We start from the raw sequence: 15,943 nt of genomic DNA on the forward strand, positions 1-15,943 counted from the left end.
GAAGTATGAAACGATTTTATTTATATATAGTATTGATGGCAGGTCTTGGAACATTTGTTTCTTCTTGTTCCGATTTCTTGGACCGCGAGCCGCTGACCGCTCCGAACAACGAATCGTTCCTGTCGGGGGAGGCGCAGGTACGGGGATATATCAATGGTCTTTATACAGCCCTTCCGTCATTGGCGAAATTCGGCATGGGAGTGCGTGGAGAAGAAAAGAACAGTGACAATATCCTTTCCGAAATTTACAACAAGCGCCTGAATGGTGAGGAAACCTTGTTCTCCAGCAGTGAAAGTTGGGAAATCGGTTATAAGAACCTGCGTAATGTGAACTATTTCTTTCACTATTACTTGGTACCCGAAGATTTGGAAACTGAAGAAGTGAAGTCATTCAAAGGTGAAGCTTATTTTTTGAGAGCTTACTGGCATTTCATTCAGTTGAAGAAGTTTGGTAATATACCTATTATGGATGGCTTTTGGGATGAACACGCTACAATAGCCGGTTTGCAGATACCACAGAAAGACCGTGGGGAAGTAGCCAAGTTTATTCTGGAAGATTTGGACAAGGCAGAGAAACTATTATTCGATAGAAGTAAGTATAGTGGTTTGCGTATTTGCAAAGAAGCGGCTATGTTACTTGCTATGCAGGTTGCCCTATACGAAGGATCATGGGAGAAATACCACAAGAATGATGAGTTTGCAGCCGCTACCGATCAATCCGCCTATTTCTTCGGAGAAGTATTAAGATGGGGAAATATGCTCTTTAAACAAGGGATAAAAATAAATTCCAAAGAAACGAGTAGTAGTATACTTAGTCCGGGAGATGCCTATGGGCGTCTATTCAATCAGAGAGATTATTCCGATGTTTCAGAAGTGCTGTTTTGGAGAAAATACTCGATAACTGACGGTGTGTTTCATGCACTGTCCGGTCTGCTGGGTGGAGGAGTTGTTGACCAGGATGGACCTGCCGGTATAGCAGGAGAGTTGGTGAACACCTATTTGTATGCTGACGGAACACCTGTTGATCCGAATGATAGCAAGTTTAAAGATTTCAATGAAACTTTCAAGAATAGAGATTTGCGTCTTACTGAAACTATTATGAGCAGCGGATATAAGTTTAAATCTACTGCCAAAGGCTCTCGTCCGATGAAAGTGGAAGATATCTCTAGCGGCGATAAGAAGATTAATCCTCCTTTCCTTGCCGGTGATGGTAGCGCAAAAAATGTGACAGGATACCATATCCGTTTGGGGGTAGATACTACTTATGTTTCGGGCGATAGCGAAACAGGACTTGTGATTATGCGTTACGCCGATGCGTTGTTGAGTTATGCTGAAGCTGCCGAAGAACTGGGTAAGTGTGATGATGACGTACTCAACAAGACATTGAAACCTCTGCGTGAACGTGCTGGAGTGACTTTTGTAACACCTGTTAAAGACCCTAATTTTACGGATTATGGCTATGCACTGACTCCCGTAATGCAGGAAATCCGTCGTGAACGTCGTGTTGAACTCGCTTTGCAGGGTTATCGTTTGGATGACCTGATGCGTTGGGCAGCCGATAAGGTAATTGTTGGCAAACGCGGCAGGGGAGCATACCTGGGGCATGATGGAGTCCTGTACAAATCGTTTTCTGAAGATCAGAAAGAAGCGTTAGCAAAAGTTTTGGTAGATGGTAATGGCTGGATGGATCCTTTGCAGGAGATGATACCGGGTGGTTACCAGTTCAATCCGAAAAGAGATTATTTGCTGCCTATCCCACCAAGTGAACTGGAACTGAATAAGCAAATGAAACAGAATCCGGGTTGGAAATAATAAGATGTTACAGACTCTATAAAAGATATAGTATATGAAAAAGATTTTAGAATGGACATATTTGTGGATGCTGCTCTTACTGGTAGTAGTGAGTATGTCAGGATGTTCTGACGATGATAATGTAAGCCCGTTGGCAGAACCTGTACCGTTGAAAATGACATTGAACAGTACGGATTTGGTAATGGGAGAGGTACTGGAAATCACTTTCGATGTGACAGGGACGGAAGAAGGGAAGAAAGCAATGAACGAAGATTTGAATATCAGATTGAGCGCTACTACGGATAAAGGAGCAGTGGATCAATTAGTGTTCGACGATTTTCCTTCAGTAGTAACCTTGAGCAAAGGCGAAGCAACTAAAAAGATTCAGATTCCTGTAAAGAAGGAAGGGCTCAACAGGGAACGTTCCGTTGAAATATCAGCTTTTGCCCGTGGATACAGAATGTCGGGTGCTTTACAGATTGTGACTGTAAGCGATTATCATTACTCCAAAGTATCCCTGAAGAACAATGCCGATAACACGGTGAAAGAAGGACAGACTTTTGTATTGGTAGCTTCCGTTAATACAACGTTGAAAGATGACCTGACTATTACGATTATTCCTAAAGCCGGAGAAGAGGAACGTTACGAGAATCTTCCTTCAGAACTGGTTATTCCTGCCGGAACGAACTCGATAGAAAGTGAACCGGTCACCATGAAAAAGGATGTGAACACGACCGAAGATGAAGAACTCACACTAGACCTTGCTACTGTTCCTGTTATGAGCCGTTATCCTTTGCAGGCAACGAAGTTGACTATAACGAAGATTGATATCCATAAGAACATGGGCAGTGAAGTGAGAGATGAACGTTGGCTGTATGAGGATGCCGACCAATTATTTGTTTCTCCAAAGAACGAAGCTGCCATTAAAACCTGGGGACAGACCAATTATGTAGTTATGAAAGAAGGAGACCCTCATCCGAATAGCGGTAAAGTACTTCCCGATGGTAAGTGGAAATTCTTCCGTGCGTATGAGTTCCATAAGATTTCTACGTGCCTGGCAACGAAAGAAAGTAATGATAAAACCTATGTCAGCAATGAATATCCTTTAGGTTTTGCCGATCAGAATACGGCAGCGGTAGAAACTGCCGGTTCCGTAGATAATGCCAAATACGCATGGGTGACAGATGAAGGATACTTGAGAATGATTTCATTGAAGGAGCGGACTCCGGGTAACAACGGTACTAAAGACTTCGGTACTTCTGCCTTCTACTCCTGTAAGTTTATGAGAGGGAACGTAAACAGTCCTACTTGGGCTTCATCAAATATCCGTATCTATCCGGGAATGCGTATTGAAACACGTGCACGTATCCGTGGAGCGGAAAATAGCGGAATGTTACCGGGTATTTGGTTGCAGGGTAACGAACAAGTGGGCGGTGACTCTCAATGGAATGTCTGGCCGGACTTTGGAGAAATAGATGTGATGGAGAATAATACGAAACATGGGAATCTTAGCTATCGCAGGTCTGCGGAACAAACTTTCCATATTGGAAATACAGCTCCCGGAACAGGGGGAAGCCAGCATTGGAATCCTACTATTGCCGTTACGGATATTGCAGGCACGATAGACCAGTTCCAAATTTATTGGATGGAATGGGTAGATAATCAAACGGTTCGCATGGGAGTCAATGGTAAGACAACAATTACTATAACCGAAGAACAGGCGAAGAGCAAAGGTGCCCGATGGCCGTTTACGGATAAAGTAAACTCCGAAGGACTCTATTACATCCTGACAATGATGTTTCTTGGCAAACAGGCTCCGGATTATCCTTCTATGGAAATGAGTTATCTGACAGCAAGAAATATGTTGAAGAATAATCCGAACGCACTTATTCCGCGTATGGAGATAGACTGGGTACGTTTCTATACAGACGACACTTATTCCGATCATGACATGCCGTATAGGAAAGACTTGATCCTTTATTAATAAACAGAATAAATAAACCTTTTTAATTAAGATAAGATTATGAAACTGAAATCAATTTTATGTGCAGTGTTTGCGGCAACTTTATTAGGTAGTTGTAGCTATGATGACGGAGATTTATGGGATGCAGTCAATGGACAGGAAGAGAGAATTTCCGCATTAGAGAAATGGCAAAAGACGGTCGTTGAGCAACTGAATTCTCTGCAGGGAATTATTACTGCTACAGATTATATTACTGATGTAGAGAAAGTAACAAAAGAAGATGGAACCGAAGGTTATAAAATATCTTTCCTTCACGCAGCACCCATTACGCTGTTCTATAACAAGGACGGTGAAGTAAGCGGTACAAATGAAGAAAGTATCGGCGTAGACAAAGGAGATGATGGCAAATGGTACTGGACGCTGGGTGGCGAACCTTTACAGATAGATGGCAAGACTGTGTATGTGAATAGTGGAGACGACATCAAGATGGAAACCAATCAGGATGGTTCTACTAAATTGACTATCGGCGATAATACGGTGACCATACCGGCATATCCGGTAGCTCATCCTGTGACGGGTGTTACTCAATCGGGTAATATTGTTACCATCACATTGAATGGCGGAGCAACGATAGAACTTCCGAAATATATCAATTGGAGTGGCTATTTATCAGCGGAATACAGTAAAGAGACTGCCGGAGAAGAAATCTATTCGATAATACTTCCCGAAGGTTGTATTATGAGAATGTTGGATACAAATCCTTCCAACTGGACGATAGGAGTGACAGGCTCGGGCAATAATACTAAATTGAGAGTTGTGTATCCGGTTACCGGAGAAGCTACCGTAGCTTTCTTGCTTTCGGATGGGGAAACACAATCGGTGATTAAGACTGTTACATTCAAGGCAGCAACAGACCCGGGAATCCAGTGGACTGCTATAGAATATACGGGGGCAGCTATTGTCATACCGGACGGTGCATCCAGTATAAAAGTGACAGGAACATGCTCCGGTGCTCCAGACTTTAGAGATCATATTGCTACTCCTTTGAAAACAGCAAGTGGCGTAGTAAACATTGATTTATCAGAATTGGTATATAGCGCTGCTATTCCTGCAAATGCGTTTTATATAAATCTTCCTGGTATTCCCGAGAAAGATAAGAATACATCTATTGAAACGATCATCCTTCCCAAAGGAACTATCAATATATTCAATCTTGCATTTAAGAATTGCGTTGCTTTAAAAAGTGTCACAATTTTGTCGACTGCTACTATAGGATACAATGCGACAGCTTTTGAAGGTTGTGATGCTTTGGAATCTATCTTTGTTGCAACAGATAAAGTGGAGGCATATAAGACAGGTTGGAGCGTATTGGCAGATAAGATTAAGCCGATTCCTGAATCAGGAGAATAGGAGTCGTATCTGAAATAAACCTCTTAGGCAGTTTTATTTCATCGCCTACCTATCCGGATGTATTTCATTAGGCTTTTTTACTTCGTATGACTATAGTCTCCCTTGCGGATGACTATAGTTATGCGCAAGGGAGACTATAGTTGTCTTTGCGAATAACTATAGTTATACGAAGTAATAATAGGCAATCAAAATAGTCTAATTAGGCAATACTAGAAGTCCGATTAGCGTCAAAACTATATATGGACTACTATTGATTCAAAACCGTACGAACATGAACGATAGGTTATTTTTACCTGCTGATTCGTATAAATAATGAATATTGGAAATTAATTGGTTAATAGTGGAAGCCGGAATAGCTATCTTCTGACTATCTTTGCCGCTACAACCTAATATAAAATTGAATATATGGAAAAACTACAACCAAATTTGTTCTATTCTTTAGCCGGAGTAGCAGCAGTAGCTTCCTTTGCCTCTTGTGCGAGTAAACAAAAGTCCGCGGAACAGCAACCTCTGAACATCGTCTACATAATGACAGATGATCACACCGCCCAAATGATGAGTTGTTATGACACCCGCTACATGGAAACTCCGAACCTCGACCGTATAGCCGCCGATGGAGTACGTTTCACACAAAGTTTTGTAGCCAACTCATTAAGCGGTCCCAGCCGTGCCTGCATGGTAACAGGTAAACATAGCTGTGCTAATAAATTCTACGATAATACCACTTGTGTTTTCGACAGTTCCCAGCAAACCTTCCCGAAGCTTTTGCAGAAAGTAGGCTACCAAACAGCATTGGTCGGTAAATGGCATCTTGAAAGCCTGCCGTCAGGTTTCGATTACTGGCAAATCGTTCCCGGACAAGGCGACTATTACAATCCTGATTTTATCACGCAGAGCAACGATACGATTCAGAAACATGGATATATCACCAATCTGATTACGGACGACGCCATCGACTGGATGGAAAACAAGCGTGACCCGCAGAAACCTTTCTGCCTTTTGATTCATCACAAGGCAATTCATCGCAACTGGATGGCAGATACCTGCAATCTTGCATTGTATGAAGATAAAACTTTACCGCTGCCCGATAACTTCTTTGACGATTACGAAGGACGTCCTGCCGCAGCCGCCCAGGAAATGAGTGTCGTAAAAGATATGGATATGATATACGACCTCAAAATGTTGCGCCCTGACAAGAACTCACGTTTGAAATCCCTTTATGAAAGATTCCTGGGACGGATGGACGAAGGACAGCGTGCCGCATGGGACAAATTCTACGCCCCGATTATAGCCGACTTCTACGAAAAGAATCCGCAAGGCAAAGACCTTGCCAATTGGAAATTTCAGCGTTATATGCGTGATTATATGAAGACAGTGAAGTCTCTTGACGATAACGTAGGCCGTGTGCTCGACTACCTGAAAGAGAAAGGACTCCTGGATAACACCCTCGTAGTCTATACGTCCGACCAGGGCTTCTATATGGGTGAACACGGCTGGTTCGACAAACGCTTCATGTACGAAGAATCCATGCGTACACCGCTTATCATGCGCTTGCCGAAAGGTTTCGACCGTAGGGGAGACATCACCGAAATGGTACAGAACATCGACTATGCGCCCACCTTCCTCGAATTGGCAGGAGCAGAAGTCCCGTCAGATATTCAGGGAGTTTCCCTTCTTCCTTTGCTGAAAGGCGAACATCCGGAGAACTGGCGGAAGTCACTCTATTACCACTTCTATGAATATCCCGCCGAACATATGGTGAAACGCCATTACGGAGTACGTACGGAACGCTATAAATTGATTCATTTTTACAATGACATCAATTGGTGGGAACTCTATGATATGCAGGCAGATCCGACAGAGATGCACAATCTTTACGGACAACCTGAATACGAACCGGTAGTGAAAGAATTGAAAGAAGAAATGCTAAAACTACAAGAACAATACAATGACCCTGTCCGCTTTTCACCGGAAAGAGACAAGGAATAACCCCTGAACAACAATGATGATAAAATATACCTTTATACTATTGGCCAGCCTTCTGCTGCCGATGGTAACGGGCTGTACTGACACTAACTTGACACATGACATACCTGTGGTTCCACGTCCGGCACAATTAGTGCCGGGTAGTGGCAACTACCTTTTCTCCGACAAAACCACGTTTGTGGTAGAGAACGAAGAACAGGCAAAAGTGGCAAATAGCTTGATTTCCCGGTTTACCAACACCGCCGGCTTTACCCCCAAACTGAATATAGGAAGCACAGAAAAAGGAGAAATCCGCCTCATCACCGATACTTCTTTGAAGAGCGAAGCATACCTGCTAGACGTCTCTTCCAAAGAAATTATCATCAAAGCCTCGGACAGCAAAGGGTTTTTCTATGCTTTGCAAACCATTCGCCAGTTGCTCCCCGCATCTATCGAAAGACAAAGCCCGTCCGATGCAAAAGTCGAATGCGTCATTCCTGCCATGAACATTCAGGACGAACCGCGTTTCGGCTACCGTGCCTTGTTATTAGACGCATCCCGTTTCTTTATCCCTAAAGAAAACGTATTGCGTATCATTGACTGCATGTCGATGCTTAAACTTAACACCCTCCACTTTCATCTGTCGGATGACAACGGTTGGCGAGTGGAAATAAAGAAATACCCCCGTCTGACGGAAATAGGCGCCTGGCGGGTAGACCGTCCTGATACGCCTTTCCCGGCTCGCCGTAATCCGAAAAAAGGAGAACCGACACCCATAGGCGGCTTCTATACACAAGAAGATATAAAAGAAATGGTAGCCTATGCCGCTGACCGTCAAGTCGAGATTGTCCCCGAAATTGATATGCCCGCACATAGCTGTGCCGCATTGACAGCGTATCCCCAACTGGCCTGCCCGGTAGTGAAAGACTATATCGGCGTACTGCCCGGCCTGGGCGGACGAAACGCAGAAATCATTTATTGTGCAGGAAACGACAGCGTCTTCACCTTTATGCAGAACGTGATGGATGAAATAATGGAACTATTCCCTTCCCGCTATATCCACATCGGTGGCGACGAAGCCCAAAAGACATACTGGAAGAAATGTCCGTTGTGCCAGGCACGAATGAAAAAGGAAAAGCTGGCAGATGAAGAAGACCTGCAAGGCTACTTCATGAAATGGATAAGCGACTATGTACGTAGCAAAGGCCGCGAAGTCATCGGCTGGGACGAACTGACCAACAGCAGCTTTCTGCCGGAAGGTTCCATTATCCTCGGCTGGCAAGGTCATGGACAGGCAGCACTGAAAGCAGCAGCGAAAGGCCATCGCTTCATCATGACTCCGGCACGCATCATGTACCTGATTCGCTACCAAGGTCCGCAATGGTTCGAACCCTTGACCTACTTCGGCAATAACACCCTGAAAGACGTATATGATTACGAACCGATACAGAAAGACTGGAAACCGGAATATGCTTCATTACTGATGGGAGTACAAGGCTCCATGTGGACGGAATTCTGCAATAAGCCGGAAGACGTAGATTATCTCTTATTCCCCCGCCTGACCGCAGTGGCTGAAGTAGCCTGGACACAACCCGAAAAGAAAGACTGGGCTTTGTTCCTGAAAGCAGTGGATAACTACAATGAACATCTCGCAGAGAAAGGAATCGCCTATGCCCGTTCCATGTACAATATCCAGCATAAGGTAACTCCTGAAAACGGTGTATTAAAAGTGACTTTGGACTGTATCCGCCCCGATATGGAAATCCGTTATACAACCGATGGCAGCGAACCGGCAACAGATTCATCTATCTACGCCGACTCACTGATAGTCACAAATTCCCAGACCATCAAAGCCGCCACCTTTGCGCAAGGCAAACAGATGGGACAAACACTCGTCCTGCCGATTGTATGGAACAAAGCGACCGGCAAAACCATGCTCGGCAATAAACCGAATGAGAAAGTCCTGACAAACGGCATCCGTGGAAGTTTGAAGAATACCGACTTTGAATGGTGCTGTTGGGAGAAGAATAACCGCATCTCTTTCACCATAGACTTGCAAAAGACAGAGAAACTCAATACCTTTACAATCGGCTGCATTACAAACTATGGTATGGCCGTACAAAAACCGAAATCAATCCGCATAGCCGTATCCGACGATAACGAAACTTACCGTGATATAGCCGGACTGAATTTCACTCCTGAAGAAATATTCCGTGAAGGTACATTCATTGAAGACCTTTCCATGGATTTGAAAGGAACAGATGCAAGATATATCCGTGTGACGGCGGAAGGAGCAGGGCCGTGTCCTGCCGACCATGTACGTCCGGGACAGGAATCAAGAGTATATTTTGATGAAATCATTCTTGAATAGTACAACATATCGTCAATAACAATAACCATGAACAACCTAAAGAAACGAACTTTTTTAATCTTGCTGGCAGGACTGATTGCTACAACTTTCGCTTCGGCACAAGGACAGCCGTTGCCCGAATGGCAAAGCCAGTATGCTGTGGGACTGAACAAACTCGCTCCTCACACCTATGTATGGCCTTATGCCGACGCTTCCGACATTGAAAAGCCGGGAGGGTACGAGCAGTCTCCCTACTACATGACCCTCAATGGAAAATGGAAATTCCACTGGGTGAAGAATCCCGATAACCGTCCGAAGGACTTTTATCAACCTTCATACTATACAGGGGGATGGACAGACATCAATGTGCCCGGCAACTGGGAACGTCAGGGTTATGGTACCCCCATCTACGTCAACGAGACGTATGAATTTGACGACAAAATGTTCAACTTCAAGAAGAATCCCCCGTTAGTGCCTCATGCCGAGAACGAAGTCGGTTCCTATCGCCGTACCTTCAAAGTACCTGCCGACTGGAAAGGGCGCAGAGTCGTACTTTGCTGTGAAGGCGTGATCTCCTTCTACTATGTATGGGTAAACGGAAAATTACTGGGATACAATCAAGGCTCAAAGACAGCCGCCGAATGGGATATTACCGATGTCCTCGATGAAGGCGAGAATGTAGTTGCCCTGGAAGTGTATCGCTGGAGTTCGGGAGCCTATTTGGAGTGTCAGGATATGTGGCGTTTGAGCGGCATTGAACGCGATGTATATCTTTACAGCACCCCCAAACAGTACATTGCCGACTATAAACTGAACGCATCCTTAGATAAAGAAAAGTACCAAGACGGTCTTTTCGGACTCGAAGTAACCGTAGAAGGACCTTCCGCCACAGCTAGTTCCATCGCCTATACACTCAAGGACGATTCGGGCAAAGCCATCCTGCAAGATGCTGTCAACATCAAATCCCGCGGACTAAGTAACTTTATCGCATTTGATGAAAAGACCATCCCCGGTGTGAAACCCTGGACGGCCGAGCATCCCAATCTCTACACATTGATACTCGAATTGAAAGACGCACAAGGCAAAGTCACCGAACTGACAGGTTGCGAAGTCGGTTTCCGTACTTCGGAAATCAAAGACGGCCGTTTCTGTATCAACGGCGTCCCCGTATTGGTAAAAGGAACCAACCGCCACGAACATTCCCAACTGGGACGCACCGTGAGCAAGGAATTGATGGAACTGGACATCCAACTGATGAAACAGCATAACATCAACACAGTCCGCAACTCGCATTATCCCACCCATCCTTACTGGTATCAGCTTTGCGACCGCTACGGATTATATATGATTGACGAGGCTAATATCGAATCGCACGGAATGGGATACGGCCCCGCTTCCCTTGCCAAAGACAGCACCTGGCTGACGGCACACATGGACCGCACGCACCGGATGTACGAACGTTCCAAGAACCATCCCGCCATCGTCATTTGGTCATTGGGCAATGAAGCCGGAAACGGCATCAACTTCGAACGTACCTACGACTGGCTGAAATCCGTTGAAAAGACCCGCCCCGTACAATATGAGCGTGCCGAACTGAATTACAACACGGATATTTACTGCCGTATGTACCGCAGTGTAGACGATATAAAAGCATATGTAGCGAAGAAAGACATCTACCGCCCTTTCATCCTCTGCGAATACCTGCACGCGATGGGCAACAGTTGCGGCGGCCTGAAAGAATACTGGGATGTCTTTGAAAACGAACCGATGGCGCAAGGTGGTTGCGTATGGGACTGGGTAGACCAATCTTTCCGCGAGATAGACAAGGATGGCAAATGGTACTGGACATATGGCGGTGATTACGGTCCCAAAGGAGTTCCCAGCTTCGGCAACTTCTGTTGTAACGGACTAATCGGAGCCAACCGCGAGCCGCACCCGCATCTGCTTGAAGTGAAGAAAGTATATCAGAATATCAAAACAACTTTGGTGAATCCGAAGAACATGAAGCTCCGCATCAAGAACTGGTACGATTTCTCCAACCTGAACGAATACGAACTTCACTGGAATGTGACCGCTGACAACGGAGAAAGAGTTGCCGAAGGCACAAAAGTCATAGATTGCGAACCACACGCCACCATAGACCTGTCATTAGGAAATGTAATGCTCCCTAAAACCGTTCGTGAAGCCTATCTGAACATAAGCTGGACACGTCGTGCAGGCTCCGCGATGGTAGATAAAGACTGGGAAGTGGCATATGACCAGTTCATATTGCCGGGCAATAAGAACTACACAGGCTATCGCCCTCAGAAAGTGGGTGAGACAACCTTCAGCGTTGACAAAGCAACGGGTGCCCTGACTTCTTTATGTCTGGATGGCAAAGAATTGTTGGCTACTCCGGTCACATTGAGCCTTTTCCGTCCTGCCACCGATAATGACAACCGCGATAAGAACGGTGCCCGTCTCTGGCGCAAAGCAGGACTGGACAACCTGACGCAGAAAGTCGTTTCACTGAAAGAAGGAAGAGCAGCCACCACCGTAAACGTTGAGATTCTCAACGCCAAAGGAGAAAAAGTAGGAACCGCTGATTTCAATTACGCACTCGATAAGAACGGCGCACTGAAAATAAACACTACGTTCCAACCGGATACGGCCATCGTGAAATCTATGGCTCGCCTGGGACTGACATTCCGTGTGGCAGATACATACAACCAGGTTTCCTACCTGGGACGCGGTGACAATGAAACCTATATCGACCGTGACCAGTCCGGTAAAATCGGTCTGTATCAAACCACTCCCGAACGAATGTTCCACTACTACGTCATTCCGCAATCGACGGGTAACCGGACAGATGTACGCTGGACAAAATTGACAAATCCTTCCGGTGAAGGTCTCTTTTTTGAGTCCAATCGTCCTTTCCAGTTTAGTATGATTCCTTTCTCGGATGTATTAGTAGAGAAAGCCCGCCATATAAATGACCTGGAACGTGACGGATTGGTAACAATACATCTCGACGCGGAACAGGCAGGAGTAGGAACAGCGACTTGCGGCCCCGGAGTGTTGCCGCAATACTTAGTACCGGTAAAGAAACAGAGTTTTGAATTTACCCTTTATCCGGTGAAGTAAACTCCATATCAATAGGCTATCAGATTAAATATCAAGATGCGGGTTACACTGGTTTTATAGAATATCGTCAAAAAGTATTCCGTTGAAGTCGTGTAATCCGCACCTTTTATTTTATCTTTGTAGTCTTGACACCAATAAATAATATGTATCATGAACAAACTACTGATTTCCCTTTTTCTATCTTCAGCTTTTATCTTGAGCGGACAAGCTCAAAAGAAAGAAAACTATTATGTGAAGCATCTTGAATTTCCTCAAAATGCCACCCTCGAACAGAAAGTAGATATGGCCGCGCGCCTTGTACCCACTCCCCAGCAATATGCCTGGCAGCAAATGGAACTGACGGCTTTCCTTCATTTCGGCATCAATACCTTTACCGGACGCGAATGGGGAGACGGAAAAGAAGACCCCGCTATCTTTAACCCGACCGAACTGGATGCCGAACAATGGGTAAGCACCCTTAAAGATGCCGGCTTTAAAATGGTACTTCTGACAGCAAAACATCACGACGGCTTCTGCCTTTGGCCGACAGCTACCACCAAGCATTCCGTAGCTTCTTCCCCCTGGAAGAGCGGACAGGGCGACGTAGTCAAAGAACTTCGGAAAGCCTGCGATAAATATGATATGAAATTCGGCGTCTATCTTTCCCCCTGGGACCGTAATGCGGAATGTTATGGAGACTCTCCCCGCTACAATGAATTCTTTATCCGCCAATTGACAGAACTGCTCACCAATTATGGCGAAGTGCATGAAGTATGGTTTGACGGAGCGAATGGGGAAGGACCGAACGGAAAGAAACAAGTCTATGACTGGGACGCTTTCTATAAAACCATCCAACGCCTGCAACCGAAAGCTGTAATGGCAATTATGGGAGACGATGTACGTTGGGTAGGAAATGAAAAAGGACTGGGACGAGAAACCGAATGGAATGCCACCGTACTGACTCCCGGAATATACGCCCGCTCGCAAGAGAACAACCAACGCCTGGGTGTTTTTAGCAAAGCGGAAGATTTAGGCAGCCGCAAAATGTTGGAGAAAGCTACGGAACTATTTTGGTATCCTTCGGAAGTAGATGTATCTATCCGTCCGGGATGGTTCTATCATGCCGAAGAGGACGCGAAAGTGAAGTCCCTCAAACATTTATCGGATATTTATTTCCAGTCGGTAGGCTACAACTCTGTACTTTTGCTGAACATACCGCCCGACCGTAAAGGATTAATCAATGCAGCAGATGTAAACCGTCTGAACGAGTTTGCTACTTATCGTCAACAGATATTTGCCGACAACCGGGTGAAAAAGGGAAGAAACTACTGGAATGCTACTCCGGGTAGTGAAGCCGTTTACGACTTAAAACCGGGTTCGGAAATAAACATGGTGATGCTTCAGGAAGACATCACGAAAGGGCAGAGAGTGGAATCCTTTGCTGTAGAAGTATTGACAGATAACGGTTGGAAAGAAGTAGGAAAAGGCACTACGATAGGATATAAACGTATGTTGCGTTTCCCGACTGTAAAAGCCGGCAAACTTCGGGTGAAAATAAACGAATGTCGCCTGACCGCATATATAAATCAGGTTGGCGCCTACTATGCAAAACCTTTGCAGGAAGAAGCGAAGGCAGAGAACTGGAACAACCTGCCCCGTTCCGAATGGAAGCAGGTAGCCGCTTCACCATTAACCATTGATTTGGGTAAGACCGTGATATTGGGCAGTTTTACTTATGCTCCTTCAAAGGCGGAAGCAAAACCGACAATGGCATTCCGCTATAAATTCTTTGTCAGCACAGACGGTAAGAACTGGAAAGAAGTTCCGACCAATGGAGAGTTCAGCAATATCATGCACAATCCGCTGCCGCAAACAGTCACCTTTGGCGAAAAAGTACAAGCACGTTATATTAAACTGGAGGCCACTACGCCTACTGCCACAGTTGCAAAAGTAGAAATGAATGAAATAGGAGTGGTGGCAATGCCTTGATGGGAGTCATCATTAAAAGATATGCTTAGAGAGTAGCAGTGGAGACTGGTGTCTTGATTCTTTTAGAATCGGATGCCAGTCTTTTTTTTTCTAAACCAAATGAACCTTTTACTGTTATTAATTAAAAAAGGACAGAAGTTATGCTAGTAGTAGATTTAGGAAAATGGATGAACAAAATCCTGATAGATTGGGGAATAGACCCGAAAGTTGCCGACCGTTTTGATGAGACTATTATTGCTATACTGATGATTGCAATTGCCATCGGTCTGAATTATCTCTGCCAGGCAATTCTCATAGGCGGAATGAGACAGTACACGCGTCGGAAACCACATCAGTGGAATACGTTATTGATGAAACGTAAAGTATTTCATCATCTGATACATACCATTCCGGCTTTCCTTGTTTATTCTTTGCTGCCAATGGCTTTTATGCGTGGGAAGGAGTTACTGCTGATTTCCCAAAAGGCTTGTGTTGTTTATATTATTTTCTCTTTATTGTTGGCTATCAATGGGATTCTGTTGATGATAATGGACATCTACGATGGAAAAGAATCCATGAAAGACCGCCCGATGAAAGGATTTATCCAAGTGTTGCAAGTAATCCTTTTCTTTGTGGGCGGAATTGTTATCATTGCTATTATCGTGAATAAATCACCTGCCAGCCTGTTTGCAGGATTGGGAGCTTCAGCAGCCATCTTGATGTTAGTTTTCAAAGATTCCATATTAGGCTTTGTAGCAGGTATCCAGCTTTCCGCCAATGATATGGTGCGTCCGGGAGACTGGGTTACGCTTCCTTCCGGTGACGCTAACGGTATCGTACAGGAAATAACACTGAACACAGTCAAAATCCAAAACTTTGATAACACCATTTCTACCATTCCACCTTACACGCTAGTGAGCAGCCCTTTCCAAAACTGGCGCGGAATGACACAATCAGGTGGCCGTCGGGTAATGAAAAGCATCACATTGGATTTGACTACCTTACAATTCTGTACACCGGAAATGCTTGACCGCTACCGGAAAGAAGTTCCTTTAATGGCAGATTATCAACCCGATGAAGGTGTAGTACCTACTAACTCCCAGGTTTACAGAGTATATATTGAACGCTATTTATGCAGCCTGCCTGTGGTGAATCAGGACTTGGACTTGATTATCAGCCAAAAAGAGGCTACCATGTATGGAGTACCTATCCAGGTTTACTTCTTCTCCCGAAACAAAGTTTGGAAAGAGTATGAACGTATCCAGTCGGATATCTTCGACCATTTGCTGGCAATGGTTCCTAAATTCGACTTAAAGGTCTATCAATATTCAGATTAACTAATAAAAAGTTCCATATAAGTTGAACGATGATTTAACTTATATGGAACACAAATTT

8 protein-coding genes are annotated in these 15,943 nt (G+C 44.9%); all 8 read left to right on the forward strand.

All coding sequences use genetic code 11. The annotated features are described in order from the left end of the window. Positions 1-5 precede the first annotated feature (5 nt). The 8 genes from HC965_RS01055 (at position 6) to HC965_RS01090 (ending at position 15,885) form a co-directional block, all read left to right on the forward strand. The gene (locus HC965_RS01055) at positions 6-1,811 is read left to right on the forward strand and encodes a RagB/SusD family nutrient uptake outer membrane protein (RefSeq protein ID WP_191029688.1); all 1,806 of its coding nucleotides are present in this window, start codon (positions 6-8) and stop codon (positions 1,809-1,811) included. Between the two features lie 34 nt (positions 1,812-1,845). Then, positions 1,846-3,774, forward strand: a complete 1,929-nt coding sequence (locus tag HC965_RS01060; RefSeq protein WP_191029689.1) for a DUF5006 domain-containing protein — start codon at positions 1,846-1,848, stop codon at positions 3,772-3,774. 39 nt (positions 3,775-3,813) lie between these two features. Next, a complete protein-coding gene (locus HC965_RS01065; protein ID WP_191029690.1) occupies positions 3,814-5,163 on the forward strand; it encodes a PL29 family lyase N-terminal domain-containing protein in 1,350 nt (449 codons plus the stop codon). 405 nt (positions 5,164-5,568) lie between these two features. Continuing rightward, complete coding sequence (locus tag HC965_RS01070; RefSeq protein ID WP_191029691.1) at positions 5,569-7,152, forward strand: sulfatase; 1,584 nt, start codon at positions 5,569-5,571, stop codon at positions 7,150-7,152. A 16-nt stretch (positions 7,153-7,168) separates the two neighbouring features. Continuing rightward, positions 7,169-9,499: a family 20 glycosylhydrolase gene (locus HC965_RS01075; protein WP_191030032.1), complete on the forward strand. Its 2,331-nt coding sequence runs from the start codon at positions 7,169-7,171 to the stop codon at positions 9,497-9,499. Positions 9,500-9,526: 27 nt separating this feature from the next. Then, positions 9,527-12,601, forward strand: coding sequence for a glycoside hydrolase family 2 TIM barrel-domain containing protein (locus HC965_RS01080; RefSeq protein ID WP_191029692.1), 3,075 nt, complete (start codon positions 9,527-9,529; stop codon positions 12,599-12,601). Between the two features lie 150 nt (positions 12,602-12,751). Continuing rightward, on the forward strand, positions 12,752-14,569 hold the full coding sequence (locus HC965_RS01085; protein ID WP_191029693.1) for an alpha-L-fucosidase: 1,818 nt from the start codon (positions 12,752-12,754) through the stop codon (positions 14,567-14,569). Positions 14,570-14,709: 140 nt separating this feature from the next. Next, on the forward strand, positions 14,710-15,885 hold the full coding sequence (locus HC965_RS01090) for a mechanosensitive ion channel family protein (protein WP_191029694.1): 1,176 nt from the start codon (positions 14,710-14,712) through the stop codon (positions 15,883-15,885). Positions 15,886-15,943 lie beyond the last annotated feature (58 nt).

The organism is Bacteroides sp. GM023 (assembly GCF_014750685.1).
Taxonomy (GTDB): domain Bacteria; phylum Bacteroidota; class Bacteroidia; order Bacteroidales; family Bacteroidaceae; genus Bacteroides.